The sequence below is a fragment of the Paenibacillus sp. KS1 genome (assembly GCF_001680695.1).
Classification (GTDB): Bacteria; Bacillota; Bacilli; order Paenibacillales; family Paenibacillaceae; genus Paenibacillus_B; species Paenibacillus_B suaedae.
In genome coordinates this window covers 58,836-80,762 of the sequence record NZ_MAIS01000007.1, presented here as the reverse complement: position 1 = coordinate 80,762, position 21,927 = coordinate 58,836, and the positions used below count along the sequence as shown (strand labels likewise).

The window sequence follows — 21,927 nt, the reverse complement described above, 5'->3', positions numbered from 1 at the left end:
GGGTAGCCTTTTATTATGATAAGTGAGCATCAACAGCATTTGGCCAAAAAAGAAGGTACAGTGGATCCTGTCTTCACAGATTCCCTGTACCTTCTTCTTCTAAGTGCCCTTACACGCCGTTTCTATTCGTATTCCAATCCAAAATGCTTGCCGGAGTGAGTTTTGTTCAGCCAGCCTACGAAATAATCAAGCGTCTCATACTTGGCGTTCATCATGACGACAGCAACGAGGGGGAATTGCTTGCGATGCCTATACCTGACATCGGCCCAGCGAACGGCATATCCATAACCGGTTGGCTCTACCGTTGCACAAGCGTAGCGTGAAATGTACAGGAGCGCTTCTACAGCAGGGTGCTCCTTGGAAGCTTCTACTGCTGGATGCTTATCGCAGTAGGCCGTCTCTGTCCAATGGAGACGATTGTGATTCCAGTTCCCGATTCGGTATGCCCCTTCTGGAAGAGGCTTGACTACATTCCATCTGGATAGCGATACGGTCGGAATAAGTGTATACGTGTCCGAAGGGACGTACTCTTCATCGAAGAGCAGCATCTGATCCTTGAGCTTCTTGTGTACAGATGCCCTCCATAAGAAGTACATAAGGAGCAGCGCATACAGCACGGGAAATACTATTCTTGGTGACAAGACACCCAATCCCCACAATGCTACAGCTACGAGGTGGGAAGAGAAAATAATCGGATCGAACAGCGAGATGAAGTCAAAGGACAGCCATTTGTCTGTAACAGGCCACGCCGCTTGGGTTCCATAGGCATTACACAGATCAGTAATGACGTGTATGACTACGGCGAGAGCGGTCCAGAGCAGAACGTGCCAGAACAAGGCACCCTTGTTCAGCAAAGTCATTAGACCTGCGATAAGCAGTGCCCATATTGGCAGCATTGGGATGGAATGTGAGATGCCTCGATGCTGACGAATATAGGTGGTGTTGTCCTTCAGCTTGAGTGCAACATCCGCGTCTGGAGCCTGTGATCCGAGCAGAACACTGAAGAAGACGGCCGAAGCCGTAGCAGGATGGGTCATGACGGCAGGATCAATGTGTGAGAGTCCGGCAAGCCCCAATCCAATAACAGCATGTGTGCTTGTATCCATATTCGTAATCACCCTCTTGTATTGTGAGCAATTATGTACCAGAATATGACTCATGAGTACAATTCACAAGAAGGATTCAGTGGGGGCAACATAAGAAAGAGGGGGAATCAACCATGAACATTATATTTGTCGAGTATCGAATTGATCCGGACAAGCGAGAAGCATATTTAGAACAGATTACAGAGCGCCTGCGGCCTTTTCCTCAAGTCGTATTATATGAAGGAACTGACCAACCTAACGTATTCGTGGAGCAGTGGATGGATACCACACACGAAGAGTATTTGCAGCTAAGACGGATTCGTCTGGAGGAAACAAGTGAATGGGACGTTATTACCGCTTGCATTCCTGGCGGCAGATCCAAATTGCATATCTGGGAGTTCGCATCAATTTCCAAATAAGTATAGCCACACACGCTATTGTGAGGAAGATCCAATAGATTGTCAAAATGATGAACGATGCTACGAGACATTGTCAGCAATTGGACGTTTTTGATATGATGAAAATTACAGCGGAAACACAAAGTTTCTGCTCTTGTTTGTACAACACAAGGAGGAACAGGTCATTTTGGATAAACAATATACGTACCAGGCTCCTTCCGACTCTATCCCGCTATCGCCGGAACCGGTGCGGGTCGAATTATGGAAAGAGTTTGTTCAGTTAACGAAGCCGGGTATTATTCGCTCCAACTTAATGGCTGCATTCACAGGGTTTTGGGTGGCAGCCAAATGGGATATTCCTTGGATGACCTTGCTGTGGATGATAATTGGTACAGCACTTACGATGTCGTCCTCATGCGTGTTCAACAACTATTTTGATCGAGATTTCGATATGAAAATGGAACGTACGCGCAATCGCTCGCTTCCTACGGGTCGTTTACAGCCGAATATTGTGCTCTGGTATGCCATTATTCTTGGTATTGCAGGTCTGTCGGTCTTGTTCCTGATGACCAATCCATTGACAGGATGGTTTGGCGTTCTGGGCATGTTTGTTTATGTAGTCATTTATACACTGTGGTTGAAGCGAACATCGACATGGAGCACCTCTGTTGGAGCCATTTCGGGAGCAATGCCACCCGTTATGGGGTATACATCTGTGACAGGTCAAGTGGATGAAGGGGCTATCCTGTTGTTCCTCATTCTATTCCTGTGGCAGCCGCCTCACTTCTGGGCGCTAGGCATTCGACGTGTTGAAGAATATCGTGCCGCTGGATACCCGCTGCTTCCCGTAGTCAAAGGAATCGAGCGGACGAAGAAGCAAATGATCCCGTATGTTGTGCTGCTTCTGCCGGTTACTTGGCTGTTCTATTCGTATGGCTATGTAAGCTGGATTTACGGGGTATTAGGAACCATTCTTAATGTGATTTGGCTGTATATTTGCATCTCGGGCTTCAAGGCGAAGGACAATGAAGCTTGGGCGAAGCGCAACTTCTTGTTTTCGATTAACTGGTTATTGCTGCACTTGTTCATTCTTGTCTTGGATACGATGGGGAAAATGTAATATCGCATCAAATCGAATTAATTGGAATTCAGCCTGACCACTAAAGGGAGTGTAACGGGAGGAACAGACGATGTCTCAATGGGCGAAGAAGTATTCTTTGCAAATCTTCTTAATGTCACTGGTTGTGGTATTTGCAATTATTGCTGCTTGGTTATACTGGCCGCGTGAAGATTTCAAGAAGGCACCGGATTTTTCAATGCAAAATGTGGATGGAAGCACAGTAAGTCTTGATAGTACGAACGGGAAGGTAAGGCTCTTCTATTTCTATTTCACGAATTGTCCGGACGTCTGTCCGCCGACGACATTTATGCTGTCTGAAGTACAGACTTTACTGCAGGAGAAAGGCGTATTTGGTAAAGAGGCAGGTATCGTATCCATCTCCTTCGATCCGGAGCGGGATACGATGGATGCGATTAAGACGTGGTCGCAGAAATTCAACGCTGACTACTCAGGCTGGTATTTCCTTCGCGGAAAAGAAGAGGATGTGGCCAACATGATGCCAGCGCTGGACTCTGCTGTGATGAAGGATCAGGATGGCAACTTTACACATCTCAATGTCATTACCCTGGTCGATCAGAAGGGCAATATTCGCAAAGCGTATAACGCGAATGATCGGGAGCGAACAACGCCTGAAATCATTGCCGAAGATGTCATGAAATTAATTAAATAAAAGATTAGTTAAGCGGGGGAAGATCCGGATACACGATGTATTCGTCTAACCCCGCTTTTTCTAATTGTTGGATTAAATACTCATCTGGCGTGCCTTCTACTCCAGCATACCCTCGGCGCGTATAGAGATGATCTGCATCTGGGAACGTATCTCGCAGAATAGCTCGAATACGTTTCCCAGAAGAGTCATTATCCATAAATAAGTATACGGGCTTATCTCCAACCTGCTTACGCAGTTTTTCTGTGCGATCGGTATTCAATGTCCCATATGTGCACATGATGTCAACTTCGTCAGCCAACAGCTTTCGCAAGCGGCTGCGATCGTTTTTGCCTTCTACGATGAGAGCGATTTCCAGCGTGTTCACCTTCTTCCTCTATGCGGTATGGGCAGCATTCCGAATCTGATGGAAATGATCCGGCCAGTAATTCTCCCATTATCAATAGTGTACCACGAATGATGAAATCCATTGCGGCGATGCAACGAGAAGCGCATGACAAAATTGGCTTGCCCGGAGGCAAGCCGTATAAGGAGAGAGCAAGATGGGGGGTTACAGCAGAGGAGCACGCAGAATGATGACGAGCAGGATGAACAGGGCGAGAATTACGGTGGTTATTGTCCAGAAGCGTGCGCCGAACGCCAGCTCTGGCCCACCGCCAGGCTCAGTATAATACCCCAACTAGGTTCACCTGCTTTCGTCGGTAGTCATTTCTCATCATTATAGTATGTTCGCGGAATTATCCTGTTCTGTGTATTCACCCATATTTGGGAATATGGGCGCAAACCATGTGAAGGCATCAAGATGCCGGGACAGGACATTCAGCTCTTGTTCTTATGTAGTTGGGTTCGTCGAAGGTGGACGCGTGCTGTGGACAGTCTTCTTCACTAACGATGTAGGCTTGCCTGGCGGGAGCAGCGTAACGGCTGTCATAAGGACGAGAAATGCGATGAAGTACGGCGATAATTGCCCACGGAGCTGCCCGGCAATCATCGGTCCAATGAAGGAGCCGATAGAAGAAGCAATCGATAAAATAGAGAAGATTCGACCATATCTGGCTCCGCCGCTCAGCAGCAAGAGATGAGCTGATAAAGCCGGTAAAATGATTCCCTTCGTCATCCCGATAAGAAATAAGGAGAGAAGTAAAGGCACAGGCCAGTGAATTGCCAATAGAAAGAACAGAATCGCTAGCGAAAAGGAGCCGAGCCATGTGCGCATATAAGCAGAATATTGATTCAAGAACAACATGCTTAAGGTAAGGAGCGCCCCGAGGCTGATGGCCGAGAACAATACGCCTGTTTTCATTATTGAGGTTAATGCGTCAGCCATAAATGGCAACTCAAAAAATAAGATGCCCTGCGAGCAGGCAATGGCAAGCGGCATAAAGTAGAAGCGCCATGGGATAGCAGGTGCATGCTCAGAAGATGCAGCTGGTGTTGAAGTAGGGATGCTTGGTGCTGTCGTCTTAGAGGAGGGACTTTCACTTTCTTGAACATCTTGAATAAACAGCCATGCCAACATACCAACAAGGATAAGGCCAATGCCCAGCGCTTGGAACGCCATGACGAATCCGATTTGGGACACGAGATAAGCGCCAGCGGCAGGAGAGACAACAGAAGCCAATGTATGGACGAGCCCATTGCCTGCCATCAACTTGCCTTGATGAACATGATCGCGTGCCATTCGTGCAAGCAGAGACAGGCAAGCAGGGGAGAGGAACGCCAGCACGAATCCGCTTATGGAGCGTAGAATAAGCAGCTGCCATGGGTTGACGACATGGGCCTGAAGCATGAGAATAATGCCGGCTCCAATGAGGCTGAACACGATGAAGATGCGGCTGCCGAAGCGGTCTACTCCGTAACCGGCCATGACGTTGCCAGGCAGATGGGTGAACGAGTACATACCCATCATTAATCCGATGAAGGATGGAGCAGCACCAAGAGAGATTGCAAATGGGGTCAGAATGGGGTACTGCGCATGCAAATCGAAAAACGCAACGAATAAAAACAGGTAGAGCCAAAAGACAGAACGCAAGACAAGTCACCTCCAGATCGCTATGGTATACTTGTACGTATTAGCGGACGAACTTAGTACCCGAATTTGGCTGAAGATGTTAGATGGTCTGACTGTTGCATCATATGGGAATGATGTATAATACGCTTTGGAAAGGGTGATTGAAGAAGTGAGTCAACTCGAAATGTGGTTTGAATTTATTAAGCAAAATTGGCTTGTCTTCCTAATCGCACTCATCGTACTGCTCGCAATTGTTAGTTTCGTGAAAACGATGATAAAATGGGCGCTGGTCGTCGTAATTGTCGCTGCTGTAGCCGTCTATAGCGGAATTACGTGGGACGACGTGAACAACGTAGTGACGACAGTGAAGGATGAGACGGTGCTGAAGCTGAAGGATCAAGCGATGAACTCCATGATGGAGGAAGCGAAGAAGGCGACGTTCAAGAGCAATGAGGACGGGACTTATACGATCAAGTCGCCGAATTTGGAGCTTACAGGCACTCCTAACAGTGACAAAGTGAAATTATCGTTCAATGGAGTCTCCCTTGGTGAATGGAGCATGAACGATACGATTCGCGATTTCGTGAAGGAAGCGAAGCAGAACAAATGAGTACTGGATTGCAGTGGGAATGGAACGCGATAACGCTAGTACTGCTTGCGGTCGTGCTTCTTTCCGCAGTTCAAGGGGTGGCGAGAGGCGCTTCGGGGTCCATGCGTCACCTCTTTCTATTTGTTGCTCAGTCGGCCTGCACCATTGTATCGCTTATCCTGTCCTTTGCTGCTGCGATGTGGCTCTCGCCCATGGTACAGCGTCAGTTCGTTGATTGGAATATTGTTATACCCTCCCATGCACTGGCTTGGTGGGAGCAGATCTATTATACCTTCGTGACAGGGATACGGGACTTCGCCCTGCTGCGCGTTGCAATCTTGTTCGGCATCATCTATATGCTCGTTCGAGGAATAATGGGTTGGCTCGTATCTTTGATCTGGAGCGGGGCTTCTGTGGCGAGTCAAGAAGAAGGAAGCTCATCTTCTCGCTCAGGGTTCATGCAAGTGATTGGCCGTATGGCCAATTGGCTAACGGGTGGTGCAATTGGTGTGCTAATTGGTGGTGTGCGCGCCTTCATCATTATTATGGTGTTATTCGTATATGTTGCCCTTCAGCCTGCTACGAAGGCAAGCGATATCATTCAATCCTCTTCTGCTTATCGTACGGTGGCTAACCAAGTGATCGAGCCGCTTGCGGGGTCATTAATTACAGAGAGTCTGCCTGTCTTCACCTCCCAAATGGGGCAAGAATTCGGAGAACTTCTGCAGCGACGATATGAAGTCATTGATAATCAGATTTCTTCCGATGTGAAGCAAGCCGCGCGTGATGTGACGGCAGGAGCATCGACCGATGAAGAGAAGGCGCGACGCTTGTATGATTGGGTCGGTTCCTGGGTTCAGTATGATTGGGATAAGGCCAAGCAATACGAGACGAAGCGGATTTGGAAGGAGCAGACCCCGGAAGATACCTTCGCTACGAAGCAGGGGGTATGTATCGATTATGCACGTCTGTATGCAGTCATGGCTCGTTCCTCAGGGCTTCAAGTCAAGGTTGTGACCGGTCTTGGATACAATGGCAATGGCGGCTATGGACCGCATGCCTGGAATCAGGTCTGGCTAAGCGAACAGAAGAAATGGGTGCCGCTAGATAGCACATGGGCATCATCGGGAGATTGGTTCAATCCTCCTAAGTTCGACACCACTCATATTCCAGACAAGCCATTGACGATAAGATAATTTGCGGCGATGGCGATTAGAAGCTGCACAACCTTTGAATATAGGCAAATCAGTATGGTAAAATAAATAAGATTGTACAGCAAAAGTTAGCAAGAAAGGATGATTGGCATTGAGTCATCCAAATGCGGATGATCCGCAGAAGCGGGAAGTACAGAACCGGCGTACGTTTTCGTTTCGGTTGAACTTATTCTTTTTTATTACATTTTTGATTTTCACCGTGCTTATCGTGAGACTGGCCATTTTGCAATTCGTTGAAGGTCCCGCCCTGAAGGAGAAGGAGTCCCAGCTTGGATTCCGGGAAACGGCGGTACCGCCGCTTCGGGGAACTATTTATGATGCTTCGAATACGCGGCTAGCCTATTCTACAGCGTCGCAATCTCTTTACTTCAATGTGGTGAAAAATTACGGGGATCCGAGCAAGAAGATGACGGATGACCAGAAGAAGAATCGAGCTGAAGTAGAGCAGCTTGCGATGCAGCTCGAGGAAATATTCAAGAAGATAGGCAGTCCTCAAGACAAGCCATTAACAGCTGAAGAAATTTTGAAGCGAATGGACTTGGGTGGGAAGATGAATTTTGTTTTCGTTCCCAGGCTCATTAAATCAGGATTGACGAAGGAAGAGGTTGCTTACTTCCTGGAGCATAAATCGCAGTTCAAAGGCATCGATATCGTCGAGGATAGTGTCCGTAACTATGATAAGGATACGATCGCAGTACAGACGGTCGGCTATTTGAAAAAGTTCAAGGGTGTTCGCGAGCGGATGCCGTTCTACAAGGAACAGTATGAGAAGCAGGAACAGCTTCCTACGGAGAAGGAATACTTGGAATACGAGGATGTTGGCGTTGACGGCATCGAATTGATGTATCAGAACGAGCTGCGCGGTTTGAACGGGGTGAAGAAGTTCCCGGTCAACGTGGCGGGTCGTATTATCGGTCCGATGCAGCTGACGAAGCCGGAGCGCGGGAACAACATTCATCTGACGATCCACCGCGATATCCAAAAGGCAACAGAGGAGTCCATCGTAAAAACGCTGGAGAAGATTCGTAATTCCTCGAACCGCACCGAGTATGCACCAAATGCACGCACAGGCTATGCAGTTGCGATGGAAGTGGACACGGGCAATATCGTGTCGATTGCCAGTATGCCGGATTATGACCCGAATGTATGGCGCAACGGCCAAATCAGCGTCGAGGATTATGAGAAGATCCAGTTTTATATGGGAAATGGGGCCGTTCGCGAAGTCTATGGTCCGTATAATGATGACAAGGAGCGCGGACGTCATCCAACTTCCCTTGTCTATCTTGGATCTACGATGAAGCCATTGTCGGTTCTCGTCGGGTTGAAAGAAAGATTGTTCGGTCCATGGGAAGATTACTATGACAAAGGTTACGGTGAATTCGGACGCCGCGGTCATGAGACGAAGGTATGGAACTCAAGCAAAACGTCTTACGGTTACATGGATGCAGCAAAAGCCTTGAAAGTATCTTCTAACGCCTTTATGGTGGATATGATTGGTAAGAGACTCTTCTCCCTTTCTGACAGAAACGGTTTGGAATTGTGGGATAAATACATGGAGGCCTTTGGCCTTGGCGTGAAGACAGATAGCGGCTTGCCTGGTGAATCCGCAGGATTGAAGGACTATCTGGTAGAGGCGGAGCGCAACAATGCACAGTCCGCTCTCGTATACGCCTCCTTTGGTCAGCAAGGGAAGTATACAACCTTGCAGCTCGCTCAATATGCAGCTACCCTAGCGAATCATGGTAAGCGCATTAAGCCGCAATTCGTAAGCAAGATTACAGATGGGGATGGCAAGGTAGTCAAGTCATTCGGTCGTGAAGTGTTAAATGAGACGAATTTCGATAACACGCACTGGCGTGTCGTTGAAGAAGGGATGTCGAAGGTTAACGTTCACGGTTTTGATGGATTCCCATACTCGTTCTATAGAAAGACGGGTACATCGCAGCAAGATATAGCAGGGAAAAGACTAGAAAACGCCGTGTTCATTGCCTATGCGCCGGCGGATAAGCCGAAGCTTGCGGTTGCGGTTGTCGTCCCAGAGGGCGGATATGGTTCCTACGGGGCGGCTCCGATCGCGCGTGCTATGTTCGATGCGTATGATGAGGTATACGGACTTACGGGTACGCCGAAGAAGAAGCAAGCCACAGGCGGCGAATCTACGGATGCAGCTAACAACAATCAATAAGCAGGAGGAGTCGCTGCGTTCAGTGGCAATGATGCATTTCTGAGCGTTGCGAGCCTCAAATAAAGACTTTTTCATATCGTACATGGTGTCACCGATCAGGGAGCACATCGCATACGATATGGAAAAGTCTTTTCTTTTTGCAAAACTATATGTCTAGGGAAAGAATTTTTTTTATACGAAAATAGTTGCATTAGGGAAACATATTTGTGTATATTAAACAATGATCAGTGATAAACGTAATCATTACAAAAAAACATTGGGTATTCATGTGGGAGGGAACGAAAGATGACGAAGGCAGCTGAAAGACCGAATGGGAAGTTCAAAATGAATTCGGCGTTGAAGCGGTTGGTTATGACGATATTGTTCTTAAGCGTAGCTGTAGGATTAGCAGCATGTGGCAGCAGCACAAACGAGGGCAAGACAGAGGGAACTGCAACGTCTGCCGATGCTAATCCAATCAAGGTAACAACTACGATTGGTATGATCGCTGACGTGGTGAAAGAGGTAGGAGGAGACCGTGTTGATGTGATTGGGTTGATGGGGCCAGGGGTTGACCCTCACTTATACAAGGCGTCCCAAGGAGACATTAAGAAGTTGGATGATGCGGACATCGTATTCTACAACGGCTTGCATTTGGAAGGGAAGATGGTCGATATTTTGGAGAAAATGAGCGGCAGCAAGACGACGGTTCCCGTCTCCAGAACAATTTCGGAATCTGAGCTGCTCGCAGATCCGACATTAGCACAATCGCATGATCCGCACATTTGGTTCAATGTGCAGAATTGGATCAAGGCGACGGAGGTCATTCGTGACACGCTGGTGGAATATGATGCGGCACATGCAGAAGCCTATAAGCAGCGCGCTGAGGCATATGTAAGCAAGCTGCAAGAGCTTGATGCGTATGTACACAAGCGGATAGAAGAGATTCCGGAAGGGAGCCGCGTGCTCGTGACGGCGCATGACGCGTTTGGATATTTTGGCAAGGCGTACGGCATGAAGGTTATGGGGCTTCAAGGAATCAGCACGGCTTCTGAGTACGGAAGCAAGGATGTATCCGATCTTCGCGATTATCTGGTGGACAATCAGATTAAGGCAGTTTTTATTGAATCGAGTGTACCGAAGAAGGCAATTGAGGCGGTCATCGAAGGAGCGAAGAAAAAAGGCCATGAGGTCGTCATTGGCGGTGAATTATTCTCGGATGCAATGGGCGAGCCGGGGACAGAAGAGGGAACTTATATTGGCATGGTTCGCTTTAACGTCAATACGATCGTCGATGCACTGAAGTAATGTACATAACTTCGAGAGATATAACACGGTAGGAGAGGAGCGTAATGAGCATGATGGATAAGGGGAATACGCCGCTTCGTGTGAGTGGCTTAACTGTTGCATACCAGAAGAAGCCCGTGCTTCGCAATGTTAGCTTTACGATACCGGAGGGCAATTTGATCGGCATTATCGGCCCGAACGGAGCGGGGAAATCGACACTAATTAAATCCATTCTCGGATTGATACCTCGAGTAAGTGGAGAGGTGAGCATATTCGGCAAGCCTTACTCGGAAAGCCGTAAACGGGTAGGCTACGTCCCACAGCGCGAATCGGTAGATTGGGATTTCCCCACGAACGCACTCGATGTTGTAATGATGGGCCGTTACGGACACTTAGGATGGTTCAAGCGACCTGGCGCGAAGGAGAAGGAGATTGCGCTCGATTGTTTGGCCAAGGTGGGGATGGCGGATTTTGCAGATCGGCAAATAAGTCAGCTATCCGGCGGACAACAGCAGCGTGTATTCCTAGCAAGGGCGCTTGCCCAAAATGCGGACATCTATTTTATGGATGAGCCGTTCGTTGGTGTAGATGCGATGACGGAGAAGGCGATCATTACATTATTAAATGAATTGAAGCGTCAGGGGAAGACCGTGCTTGTCGTCCATCACGACTTGGCAACAGTGAAGGAATACTTCGATTGGGTAATGCTTCTGAATGTTGAATTGGTTGCCTGTGGAGAAACAGAAAAAATATTTAACACAAGCATGTTGCAGCAAACCTATGGCGGCAGACTTACCGTGTTGGATCAAAATGCGGGCGCCGTCATGGTAGGAACGAGGTGAGTGCAATGTTCGGAATATCTTGGGACGTGTTGCGTGATCCAAATACACAGTGGATTCTCGTCGGTTGTTTGCTGCTCGGTCTCATGAGCGGCATTGTGGGCAGCTTCGCTTATTTGCGGAAGCAGAGCCTGGTTGGGGATACGCTCGCGCATGCTGCGCTGCCAGGCATATGCATTGCTTTTATGCTCACTGGGGTCAAATCACTGCCATTATTTTTCCTAGGGGCCTTCTTGTCCGGTATGCTGGCAACAGCGGGAATTTCAGTCGTGACTCGCTATACGCGCATCAAAGCGGATGCGGCAATGGGGATTATGCTGTCGGTGTTCTTCGGTGTTGGCATTGTGTTGCTGACGCAAATTCAGCATTCCAGCTACGGTAACCAAAGCGGACTCGACAAGTTTCTTTTCGGCCAAGCAGCTTCCATGATGCAGAGTGATGTCTATACGATGGCAGGCGTGTCGCTGCTTATTATTGTGGCATGCAGCCTGCTGTTCAAGGAATTCAAGCTGCTCAGCTTCGATCCTGGCTTTGCGCGCGGACTCGGGTTTCCGGTTGGCGTGCTGGAGCAGCTGCTTATGCTGTTTACCGTAATTGCCGTCGTTGTTGGCATTCAGGCAGTCGGCGTTGTGCTTGTTGCGGCACTGTTGATTACTCCTGCCGTATCTGCACGATATTGGACCGATCGACTCGGATTGATGGTGCTGCTCAGCGGGCTGTTTGGAGCAGTAAGCGGCATTATTGGAACACTTGTCAGTACGACGACGAGCAATTTGCCTACTGGCCCGCTCAGTGTATTAGCTGCAACCTTCGTCTTCTGCTGCTCGGTTGTATTTGCCCCGCGCCGCGGTGTGCTTGCGAAATGGATTCGTCGGATCCGTAATCATCAATCGATTCGGGTGGAGGAGCGAATTCGTCTAGAGGAGACGGAGCCTCGATTGCGAAAGGAGGCGTCGTTGTGACAGACCTATGGATTATACTGACCGGTGCGCTAGTAGCTGCAACTTGCGGAATATTGGGCTGCTTCCTCGTGCTTCGCAAAATGTCCATGATCGGGGATGCCATCAGCCACTCCGTGCTTCCCGGCATCGTTATAGCCTTCATGCTAAGCGGCTCGCGTGATTCGTTCGTCATGCTGCTGGGTGCGTCCGCAGTAGGCTTAGTAACGGTATTTCTCATTCAGCTGTTTCAAAATAGCGGCGTGCAATCGGATGCATCAATTGGAGTGGTATTTACCGCGTTATTCGCGGTTGGCGTTGTGCTCGTAAGCTTGAATGCACGCAATGTGGATCTGGATTTGGATTGTGTTCTGTTTGGTGAAATCGCCTATGTCCATTGGAATACAATGACCTTGTTCGGCATCGACATGGTGCCGAAGGCCGTATGGATACTCGGCTTTACACTGCTAGTGATATTGCTCGTTATCGGGTTGTTCTATAAGCAGTTCAAAATATGTGCATTTGATCCGGCGATGGCTATCGCCTGCGGCATACCTGTTGCGTTATTTCATTATTTGCTGATGGGGCTCGTGTCCATGACGACAGTGGCTTCATTTGAAAGTGTAGGAGCTATCCTTGTCGTCGGCATGCTTATCGTTCCAGCTTCCACCGCCTACTTGCTAACGGAGCGCTTGAGTCTCATGATTGTGTACAGTGTGGCCATTGGAATTGGATGTGCAATAGCTGGCTACTACTTGTCCTCCTTACTGGATGCGTCAATAGCGGGAATGATGGTCACGGTAGCGGGTGCATTGTTCATACTTGCCTTTCTGTTGTCCCCGACTCATGGAATGCTGGCACGCGTGCTGAAGCGTCGTCGGATTGCAGAGATGACTGCTTAGAAGCAGCTTAGGAACACCCTTTGCTCCTGATTATGGAGCGGGGTGTTTTTTGTTATTGCCACATAGGAACCACTGCGTAAGCGGCCTCTTTGTAAAGGAAAGGAATTCTTTGTTGTAAATGCCTGCATATGATACAATGGCGTTATGCAAATTTGTGCACGACAATGATTGACAAAGAGTGTTACAAGCTTCGACAAATAACGAATCACAACTCGTCTGAAGCGGAACGCATCAGAGACAGGAGTGACGGATGAGATGAGTAAATATAAGTTGTTGGCTCTCGATATGGATGGGACAGTATTGGATGATGATCAGCGCATTTCCAAGGAAAATGCCGATGCCATTCGCAGTGCTTGCGATGCGGGAATTACGGTCATCTTCTCCACTGGCCGCGCGTTCGTCAATGCACTTCCTTATGCGGAAGAACTAGGATTGAATGCTCCAATGATAACAGTCAATGGGAGTGAAGTGTGGAAGAATACACGTGAGCTGCACTTGCGTCATCTCTTGGATCGCGAGGCGGTGAAGCGTATGCACGCGATGTCCGAGGAGCATAATGTGTGGTTCTGGGCTTATTCGACGGAACGATTGTACAACAAAGAGAATTGGGGAGCCGATATCGAGGCTGAGGAATGGCTGAAGTTCGGCTACTTTACGAAGGATGATCGTGTGCGCGAAATTCTGTGGCGCGAACTGCGTGCCATGGGTGGATTGGAATTGACCAATTCATCGCCACATAATATTGAGATTAATCCTGGAGGAGTCAACAAGGCAACGGGAATACAAACTGTATGCGAGCTTATTGGCTGCGAGATGTCGCAAGTGGTTGCTGTAGGCGACAGCTTGAATGATATGGCCGCGATTCAAGCTGCGGGGCTTGGTGTAGCTATGGGGAATGCGCAGGACGAAGTGAAGCAGGCTGCGGACATCGTCGTACGAACGAACAACGAGCATGGTGTTGCCCAAGTCATTAGGGAGTATATGCTGTAATCGATTGTTCACGAGCGTTTATTCTCGTGCAAGGTGGTGTAACGGATGGTTATTTTCGGTTGGATTAGTGTGATAGTCCTGTTTCTTGTCGGTATGGCAGGGGCTATCTATCCGATTTTACCAGGTGCGTTGGCAATCTATGCAGCTTTCTTTGTGTATGGATTATGCATTAGCTTTGAACCCTTCGGGTTCTGGTTCTGGGCGATTCAGACGATTATTGTAGCTGTGCTGTTTATTGCCGATTACGTGGTCAATGCCTGGGGAGTCAAGCGATTCGGAGGGTCTAAGGCTTCAATCATCGGGAGTACAATAGGGGTCATCATCGGTCCGTTCGTCATTCCGGCGTTCGGTCTTATACTTGGGCCTCTCTTAGGCGCGTTTATCGGGGAACTTATGACAGGAGCGAGTGTGAACAAATCGACAAAATCGGCCATTGGTGCGGTTGTCGGACTATTTACGAGCATTGTCGTAAAATTTGCGCTGCAAATCGTGATGATTGTCCTGTTCTTCCTTTGGTTGTAAATGTTTTAATAGAAAAGGTGTCCATAAGACGGTCTGACGGTCTGATATAGACTAGGGCTGTCTTATGGAGCGGCTTCCTGCTCTTTGGAGAAAATACGGTGGCTTTTGCCATGATGAATAGAATTGAATGTAGTATGTTCGGACGGGATATTAGGATACGGGCTAGCATACAGAAAGAAGGGAAACGTTTGGCAAAGGAATCATTTATTAAAGGAACGCTCATTATTGCAGCGGCTACCCTCGTCGCTCGCGTCTTAGGGCTCTTTCAGCGCGTTCCGCTTGAGCATATGCTCGGTTCTGTGGGTAATGCCTCTTTTGCTGCCTCACAGACAGTCTATTTGATGATACTTGCAATAGCGACAGCAGGTATTCCGAGTACATTAAGCAAGATGGTATCCGAACGCTACGCGCTGAATAAGGTGCGCGAAGCGGAGCGGGTCTATTATGCTGCGCTGCTGTTCGGACTCATATCCGGTGTGATTACAACCTTGCTGCTCATCGCGTTCGCAGGTGTGTATGCGGATATGATTCAGCTGCCTGAGGCTGCACTTGCTATTCGTGCATTAGCACCTGCGCTGCTGTTGTTCCCGGTCATTGCCATGATGCGCGGGTATACGCAAGGGCGCAATATGATGCAGGCAAGCGGTGTATCGCAGATCGTAGAGCAGGTTTTACGTGTTCTTACGGCGATCGGACTTGCCTATATCTTGATGAGCACGGGGCAGAACCAAGAGTGGATCGCAGCGGGTGCTTCCTTCGGCGGTGTGCTAGGGAGTGTCGGCGCATTCATTATTATGATCTATTACTTGCGTAAGCTCCGTCAGGCAGATCGGGAAGCTGGAGTACGTGCACGCCGCAGGGGTGCGAAGAAAGTACCGCTTAGCGATATTTTCCGTTCAATCTTCGCGATGTCCGTACCGATTGTATTGTCTTCACTTGCCGTACCGGCTGTTAACTTTATTGATACGTCCATCACGATTCCACTTCTCTCACCGGAAGTTGGGGTAGATGAGGCGAAGCATCTGTATGGTATCCTTGGTCAGCGTGCACAATCGATCGCTGGCATTCCGCCAATTCTGGCGATTGCGTTAAGCACGTCGCTCATCCCGGTCATTTCCGCTGCCTTTGCGAAGCGGGATATGATTCACTTGAAGCGGCAGACTACAATGGCAATGCGTATTTCCGTATTGAGTGGCATGCCGATCGTATTGGCTCTAGCGGTTGCAGCATATTCCGTGAACGGTTTCTTGTTCAGTACGTTGGACGGTGCAGGCATTATTGCAGCGTTGACGCTCGGTACGATATTCCAAATTACGATGATGACGTCAAGCTCGATTCTAATTGGACTTGGCAAGCCTTATATTGCTATGATCAGTGTAACATTAGGTATTATTATTAAGCTTATTGCGAGCTTCTCGCTTGTTCACTTCTTTGGTATTTACGGCATTATTGGAGGAACAGCATTAAGCTTCCTGCTTATTACATGGCTCAATCTTCGTGTCATGAAGAAGGTTGTTCCGTTCTCGGTACTAGGCAATCGCTGGATAGGCTTCCTGATGACCATCGTGCTGTCGGGTGGCGTAGGATATGGCTGCGAATGGTTGGGCGAGCAATTAGTGGGCATCTTGCCGGCCAAGCTTGCCTTCATGTTCACGGCAGGTGTTGTAGGCGTGGGGGTAGTAGCTCTGTTCGTTGTTGGGCTGGTTGCTTTCCGCGTTATTCGATATGATGAGCTGTCGGGTTATCCGCGTGCGGTTCAGAAGGTACTGCGTCCATTGATGCGATTGCAGGGAGAACGTGGTTAATTCACATACGCGCTATTTATAGCGTAGTGAGAATAAAAAAATTGACAAGCTCCACGAAGGAAGCGCAAGCGATGCACTTCCTTCGTGGAGCTTTTTTTGTCGTACACCAGGGTGCACAAGGGAAAGGAAGCGATACGGGAGGATACAAGGATAATATGGTGTTAATTACCATATGTTGATTTTGTAACAATGTATAAACTTTTACCGTTTTATACCGATATACCAAACGTATTTTGGCAACGAGACTTGGCAAGCAAAGGGGTGTCAACATGAAGAGGTTTATTCAGTGGACTACAGGAATACAACAATCCTTACAAAAGAAAATAATATGCTTACTTGCGTTATTTATTGTCGTTCCTACGATTATTCTTATCATTATCCTGACAGGTACGGCAGCAAGCAATACGAAAGACATGGTCTACAATCAAGTGAATGGGGCTACCCAATCCATTGTCGGTATGCTGGATGACATGTATGATTCTAATGCCTATACGGTAAACAGCCTGGCTGACAGCATTAGTAAGAAGTCGCAACAAAAGGACTGGATCCGTGATCGCATGCTGGAGATTGCCAAAGATATTGACAATATATATGCGGCATATGTCTTTGTAAATAATCAATACATACACAGTTCTAATGACAGTGATGAGACGATTGATGCGATGAAGCGGGACTGGTATCAGCAGGCAAAGAAAAGTGCCGGGAAAGTAATTGTGACGAAGCCGTATCGCGATGCGATAACGAATGATTTGGTAGTTACGTTCGCTAAAGAGCTCCCAGGGAAGAATGGAGTTGTTGCCATTGATGTGGCAATCGATCGGATTAACAAGGCTGTAGAGAAATACAAAGTAGGGAAAAGCGGTTATATTAGCCTGGTTGACAAGGATAATCAGGTCGTAACCCACCCGGTGTACAAGCAAGGAACAATTCTGGACGAAGCCACGTACGGAGAGCTGGCGACAGCGGAAGATCACGGCGCCTACAAGTCGAATGCGGCAGGACGTAATGAGTTCGTCAGTTACGACAAACGCAACAAAATGGGCCTGAGCATCGTCTCGGTCATCGCCTTGTCGGAAATCAACAGTCAAGCCAACTACATTTTTATTGTCGCATCCATCTTCCTAGTCGTTCTTATCGCGTTAATGGGACTATTTTTATGGCGGTTTGTAAAGAGCATTATTCGTCCCGTTCTCCGCGTGCAGCAGCTGACGGAACGGATTGCTGCGGGTGACTTCACAGAACGGATTCCGGAGTCGGATCGCAGCGATGAGATTGGACGCTTGGAGAAAAACTCCAACACGATGGCACAGTCCTTGACTGATGTTCTGCTTCGTATTCGTGAGGTGTCCGAGACGGTTGCGGCTTCTGCTGAGGAGCTCTCCGCTAATACAGAGGAGAATGTAGCGTCTTTGCAGCAGGTGGCTGCTTCTTATCAGGAGGTGTCTGCACAATCATCGCTCCTTAATGATCGTCTCAAAGCGGTTCGCTCTGATGCGCATCAGTCAGGCCGCCAGTTGAAGGAAGTTACCGAACTGGTTAATCTGTCCTCCGAGGCTGCTAATGATATGAGTGAATGGGCAGTACGAGGAGAGCAGGCGTTGAGCAGTGTACGCTCGCAAATGAATGCAATTACAGAACATACAGAGCTGGCGACCAAGGAAACGGAACAGTTGATGGAGCAGTCCCAGCATATTCGCCGTATTGTCGTATTCATTCAAGAATTGTCTGCACAAACGAAGCTGCTTGCCCTGAATGCAGCGATTGAAGCTGCACATGCGGGCGAGCATGGACGTGGATTTGCGGTTGTGGCTGACGAGGTTCGCAAGCTGGCAGAGCAGACGAATGAAGCGGCTGGACAAATTACAGGCATGATTCAGCACATTCATGAACGTTCTGAAGCGGTATGGACAGCAATGCAGAACGGTTCAGCGTCGGTAGAGGAAGGTCAGCAGGTGACGAAGACGGTGACGAGCAGCTTCGCCGACATGTTCGCGGCAGTTGATGAAATGAACGTACAACTGAGTCATATTGCACAAATGAGCACCCAACTCTCTAGTGCCAATGGTACGATGATCACTTCGTTCGATGAAGCGAGTGAAATGACTAATACAACACTGCTTGAAATGGAAAATGTGGCGGCAGCGGGTGAACAGCAAAATGCGGCTATGCAGGAAATGGCTTCGTACGCGAACCACTTGGCTACCATTGCTGATGATTTGCAGCAGTTGTCTGCGAAGTTCAAGGCATAGCTTGCCTTGCTAGATGCGGCAATAAAGATATACAAATTACGGAGAGCACTTGAACCGCGTCGCGGTTCGAGTGCTTTTTTGTTGTCCTATCGGTTCACTTCTTCTCGGTCGCATCTATTTCGAAATAGCCTATGTGAAGAGCGAGGTCATGGAGTGCGTTCATGTCTGTACCGTTATGCAACTGATTTGCAACTGTCATCGCGTTTACTGGAAATGGTGGATATACAGGCTTGCGGGTGAACGGGCATTTGGGGAGGGGGTTAGCCTCTGAACATTGCAGGACATATCTGCAAGCGGCAGCCATAAATCCTGAACGTGGGGTGGAATAGATGAATGAAGTGTGGATAATGGGTGCGGCACGCACGCCAATCGGTTCATTTCAAGGCAATTATCGGGATGTGACTGCAGTGGAACTGGGCACAGCTGCTATTCAAGAGGCCTGCAGCCGCGCTGGCATCATGGGAGAACATGTGGATCAAGTATGGATGGGACAGGTGCTGCAAGCTGGAGTCGGGCAAAATGGGGCACGACAAGCGGCTTTACAGGCGGGCATCCCTATCCATGCGCCAGCGACGGGGGTCAACCTAGTCTGTGGATCAGGGCTGCAGGCTGTCATGCTGGGGACACAGAACATCAGGACGGGTGATGCAGATATCGTCGTATCTGGCGGAATGGAGAATATGACCCAATCTCCCTATATACTCAAGCAGGCAAGACAGGGATATAAGTACGGGCACGGGGAGCTGTTGGATACTGTACTGCATGATGGACTGACCTGTGCCTTTCTACAGCAGCCAATGGGCATTACCGCAGAGAAATTAGCGGAACGGTATCATATCACACGTGACATGCAGGACGCATTTGCACTGATGAGCCAACAACGTGCGGAATCAGCGATGCGTGAAGGAAGATTCGAAGCTGAGCTCGTTCCAATCCGAGTACCTGAACGCAAGGGGGCATACCGGACGGTGGATACGGATGAGCACCCTCGCCATGGCATGACCATGGACAATTTAAGCAAACTGAAGCCTGCCTTCCTTAGCAATGGCACGGTTACAGCGGGCAATTCGTCCGGGATTAATGACGGGGCAGCTGCTGTTGTCTTGTGCAGCTCGGAAGCAGCTGTGAAGCGTAATTTATCCCCTCTTGCGGTGGTGCGCGGCTATGCAGCAGTAGGCGTGGAGCCGGAATGGATGGGACTCGGACCTGTATCTGCGCTGCGGAAGGCTGCTGACAGGGCAGGCCTGCGCATGCAGGATATTGAACTGTTCGAGATCAATGAAGCTTTTGCGGCACAGGCGCTGGCTGTTGCCGAGGAACTGGGCATTGATACAGAGATCGTCAATGTGAACGGAGGCGCGATTGCGCTCGGACATCCGATTGGTGCCAGCGGGACAAGAGTGCTTGTGACACTGCTTCACGAGATGGAGCGAAGAAAGGTGAAATACGGCGCGGCTGCGCTCTGTGTAGGAGGCGGTCATGGTGTCGCTGTCATCGTTGAGCGGGGCTGAATCGGAACGACAGCATTCATGGCGAAGCTTTGAAACGGTGGACAGTGCTGCATACTGGTTCGAGCATCGCTGCGAGAAGACGCCGGATAAAGTCGCGGTCGTAGACGCTCATACTGGGAATCGATACACGTATCGAGAGCTTGCATGCCGTGCAAGGCAATTGGCGCTTGTACTGCAGCATCATGGTGTTAGCGCTGGGGATCGGGTTGCTGTACTGCTGCTAAATCAGGCTGAGATGCTGGATGCACTGCTTGCCTGCAGACTGTTGAGCGCGATTGGCGCCCCAATGAACTGGAGGCTCGCGGAAGCAGAGCTGCATGAAATTGTACGGGACTGTTCGCCGAAGGTGCTGCTCTATGATCGAACGGTTCCTTCGCTTGCTGCTCTATCTGAAGCACTACAAGAAAGAAGCGTAGAAGTATTGGATGTGTCTGCGCTGCTGCATGAACAGGCGGAGACTCAATGTGAACAGCCGGGGAGTTCGACAGTCAATGCAATCGAGGATGCAGCTGCTGAGATTGCAGCCGGGGCAACGGCAGATGAGCTTGTACAACCTCGTGACATATTGGCACAGCAAGCAATCTGCCTCGATGATCCATGGCTTATGATCTATACCGGGGGAACGACAGGGAAACCGAAGGGGGTTGTCCTGTCGCATGGCTCTGTATTCTGGAATGCGGCGAACACGGTAATTAGCTGGCAGTTGAACGAATCGGACGTTACGCCGACCATCTTGCCTATGTTCCATACTGGAGGCATTAATGCACTGACATTCCCTGTACTTATGGCTGGGGGAACGGTCGTGCTCGTGCGTAATTTCCAAGCGGATGACATGATCCGACTCCTTTGGGAAGAACGTTGTACGATTGTGTTAATGGTACCGACGATGTATCATCTGCTCGTTCAGTGCGATTCATTTAGAAATGATATGTTTCCGGATATGCGAACCTTCCTCTCGGGAGGTGCCCCGTGTCCATTATCCGTATATGAAGCATTTCACGTTAGAGGCTTGCCTTTCAAGGAAGGATACGGTGCGACAGAGTCTGGTCCAAACAATTTCGTAATCGAGCCGGAAGCGGCTAGAATGAAGCCCGGATCGGTAGGTGTGCCGATGCTGCTCGGAGAGGCAAGGATTATTGGATCTGACGGGCGCGTGCTGGCAGCAGGTCAAGTCGGAGAGCTGGTGCTTCGGGGAGGTCATTTGTTCTCTCATTATTGGAACAATCCGCAGGCAACTGAAGAGACGATGCAGGATGGATGGTTGTTGACGGGGGATCTGGCTCGAAGGGATGAGGACGGCTATTACTATATTGTTGGCCGGAAGAAAGATATGATTATTACCGGAGGAGAGAATGTATATCCACTTGAAGTGGAGCATATTCTCGAGAGCCATCCGAAGGTGCTGGAAGCAGCTGTGCTTGGCATAGCAGATTCGAAGTGGGGCGAAGTTGTCGTTGCCGCTGTCAGTACAGGAGAGATCTCCTCCTTGACGGAAGAAGAACTCAAGCAATACTGTCAAGCGAGGATTGGGAAGTATAAAGTGCCCAAGCGCTTTATTTTCACTGAAGAGCTTCCAAAGACAGTAGTGGGCAAGCTGGACAAAAAGGCAATGAAAGCATGGTTTGGCGGTTGACCG

General features: G+C 49.0%; 20 protein-coding genes. 16 read left to right on the top strand and 4 right to left on the bottom strand.

The window, feature by feature from the left end; genetic code table 11:
- Nucleotides 1-122: 122 nt before the first annotated feature.
- On the bottom strand, nt 123-1,106 hold the full coding sequence (locus BBG47_RS04345) for a metal-dependent hydrolase (protein ID WP_065290671.1): 984 nt from the start codon (nt 1,104-1,106) through the stop codon (nt 123-125).
- Nucleotides 1,107-1,219: 113 nt separating this feature from the next.
- Here BBG47_RS04345 and BBG47_RS04340 point away from each other — a divergent pair, with 113 nt between their 5' ends.
- The 3 genes from BBG47_RS04340 to BBG47_RS04330 all read left to right on the top strand — a co-directional run bounded on the left by BBG47_RS04340 (nt 1,220) and on the right by BBG47_RS04330 (nt 3,273).
- A complete protein-coding gene (locus BBG47_RS04340; protein ID WP_065290670.1) occupies nt 1,220-1,504 on the top strand; it encodes a hypothetical protein in 285 nt (94 codons plus the stop codon).
- Between the two features lie 166 nt (nt 1,505-1,670).
- The gene (gene cyoE / locus BBG47_RS04335; RefSeq protein WP_065290669.1) at nt 1,671-2,603 is read left to right on the top strand and encodes a heme o synthase; all 933 of its coding nucleotides are present in this window, start codon (nt 1,671-1,673) and stop codon (nt 2,601-2,603) included.
- A 70-nt stretch (nt 2,604-2,673) separates the two neighbouring features.
- Complete coding sequence (locus BBG47_RS04330; protein WP_065290668.1) at nt 2,674-3,273, top strand: SCO family protein; 600 nt, start codon at nt 2,674-2,676, stop codon at nt 3,271-3,273.
- 4 nt (nt 3,274-3,277) lie between these two features.
- Here the strand turns inward: BBG47_RS04330 and BBG47_RS04325 are convergent, their stop codons facing one another.
- From BBG47_RS04325 to BBG47_RS04315, 3 genes are all read right to left on the bottom strand, one after another.
- Nucleotides 3,278-3,628 carry a toprim domain-containing protein gene (locus BBG47_RS04325; RefSeq protein WP_065290695.1) on the bottom strand — a complete coding sequence of 117 codons (351 nt, stop codon included), beginning with the start codon at nt 3,626-3,628 and terminating at the stop codon, nt 3,278-3,280.
- 192 nt (nt 3,629-3,820) lie between these two features.
- Nucleotides 3,821-3,949 carry a hypothetical protein gene (locus tag BBG47_RS31050; RefSeq protein WP_260612440.1) on the bottom strand — a complete coding sequence of 43 codons (129 nt, stop codon included), beginning with the start codon at nt 3,947-3,949 and terminating at the stop codon, nt 3,821-3,823.
- A 153-nt stretch (nt 3,950-4,102) separates the two neighbouring features.
- Nucleotides 4,103-5,302 carry an MFS transporter gene (locus BBG47_RS04315; protein WP_065290666.1) on the bottom strand — a complete coding sequence of 400 codons (1,200 nt, stop codon included), beginning with the start codon at nt 5,300-5,302 and terminating at the stop codon, nt 4,103-4,105.
- 148 nt (nt 5,303-5,450) lie between these two features.
- Here BBG47_RS04315 and BBG47_RS04310 point away from each other — a divergent pair, with 148 nt between their 5' ends.
- From BBG47_RS04310 to BBG47_RS04250, 13 genes are all read left to right on the top strand, one after another.
- Nucleotides 5,451-5,891: an ATPase gene (locus tag BBG47_RS04310; RefSeq protein ID WP_065290665.1), complete on the top strand. Its 441-nt coding sequence runs from the start codon at nt 5,451-5,453 to the stop codon at nt 5,889-5,891.
- Entirely contained in the window at nt 5,888-7,066 is a 1,179-nt protein-coding gene (locus BBG47_RS04305; protein WP_065290664.1) for a transglutaminase domain-containing protein, read from the top strand. Before BBG47_RS04310 ends, BBG47_RS04305 begins: the two co-directional genes overlap by 4 nt.
- A gap of 109 nt (nt 7,067-7,175) precedes the next feature.
- Nucleotides 7,176-9,269 carry a peptidoglycan D,D-transpeptidase FtsI family protein gene (locus BBG47_RS04300; protein WP_065290663.1) on the top strand — a complete coding sequence of 698 codons (2,094 nt, stop codon included), beginning with the start codon at nt 7,176-7,178 and terminating at the stop codon, nt 9,267-9,269.
- A 285-nt stretch (nt 9,270-9,554) separates the two neighbouring features.
- Nucleotides 9,555-10,556, top strand: coding sequence for a metal ABC transporter solute-binding protein, Zn/Mn family (locus BBG47_RS04295; RefSeq protein ID WP_065290662.1), 1,002 nt, complete (start codon nt 9,555-9,557; stop codon nt 10,554-10,556).
- A gap of 50 nt (nt 10,557-10,606) precedes the next feature.
- Nucleotides 10,607-11,377 carry a metal ABC transporter ATP-binding protein gene (locus BBG47_RS04290; protein ID WP_094183130.1) on the top strand — a complete coding sequence of 257 codons (771 nt, stop codon included), beginning with the start codon at nt 10,607-10,609 and terminating at the stop codon, nt 11,375-11,377.
- 5 nt (nt 11,378-11,382) lie between these two features.
- On the top strand, nt 11,383-12,336 hold the full coding sequence (locus tag BBG47_RS04285) for a metal ABC transporter permease (protein ID WP_021258579.1): 954 nt from the start codon (nt 11,383-11,385) through the stop codon (nt 12,334-12,336).
- Complete coding sequence (locus BBG47_RS04280; RefSeq protein WP_065290661.1) at nt 12,333-13,214, top strand: metal ABC transporter permease; 882 nt, start codon at nt 12,333-12,335, stop codon at nt 13,212-13,214. Before BBG47_RS04285 ends, BBG47_RS04280 begins: the two co-directional genes overlap by 4 nt.
- A gap of 255 nt (nt 13,215-13,469) precedes the next feature.
- A complete protein-coding gene (locus BBG47_RS04275) occupies nt 13,470-14,204 on the top strand; it encodes a Cof-type HAD-IIB family hydrolase (protein ID WP_065290660.1) in 735 nt (244 codons plus the stop codon).
- A gap of 45 nt (nt 14,205-14,249) precedes the next feature.
- Nucleotides 14,250-14,726 carry a DUF456 domain-containing protein gene (locus BBG47_RS04270; RefSeq protein ID WP_065290659.1) on the top strand — a complete coding sequence of 159 codons (477 nt, stop codon included), beginning with the start codon at nt 14,250-14,252 and terminating at the stop codon, nt 14,724-14,726.
- A 134-nt stretch (nt 14,727-14,860) separates the two neighbouring features.
- Nucleotides 14,861-16,531: a putative polysaccharide biosynthesis protein gene (locus BBG47_RS04265; protein WP_065290693.1), complete on the top strand. Its 1,671-nt coding sequence runs from the start codon at nt 14,861-14,863 to the stop codon at nt 16,529-16,531.
- A 269-nt stretch (nt 16,532-16,800) separates the two neighbouring features.
- Nucleotides 16,801-18,780, top strand: coding sequence for a methyl-accepting chemotaxis protein (locus tag BBG47_RS04260; RefSeq protein ID WP_065290658.1), 1,980 nt, complete (start codon nt 16,801-16,803; stop codon nt 18,778-18,780).
- Nucleotides 18,781-19,109: 329 nt separating this feature from the next.
- Nucleotides 19,110-20,291 carry an acetyl-CoA C-acetyltransferase gene (locus BBG47_RS04255; RefSeq protein WP_065290657.1) on the top strand — a complete coding sequence of 394 codons (1,182 nt, stop codon included), beginning with the start codon at nt 19,110-19,112 and terminating at the stop codon, nt 20,289-20,291.
- On the top strand, nt 20,260-21,924 hold the full coding sequence (locus BBG47_RS04250; protein ID WP_065290656.1) for a class I adenylate-forming enzyme family protein: 1,665 nt from the start codon (nt 20,260-20,262) through the stop codon (nt 21,922-21,924). The genes BBG47_RS04255 and BBG47_RS04250 overlap by 32 nt, the downstream gene beginning before the upstream one ends.
- The last annotated feature ends 3 nt before the right edge of the window (nt 21,925-21,927 follow it).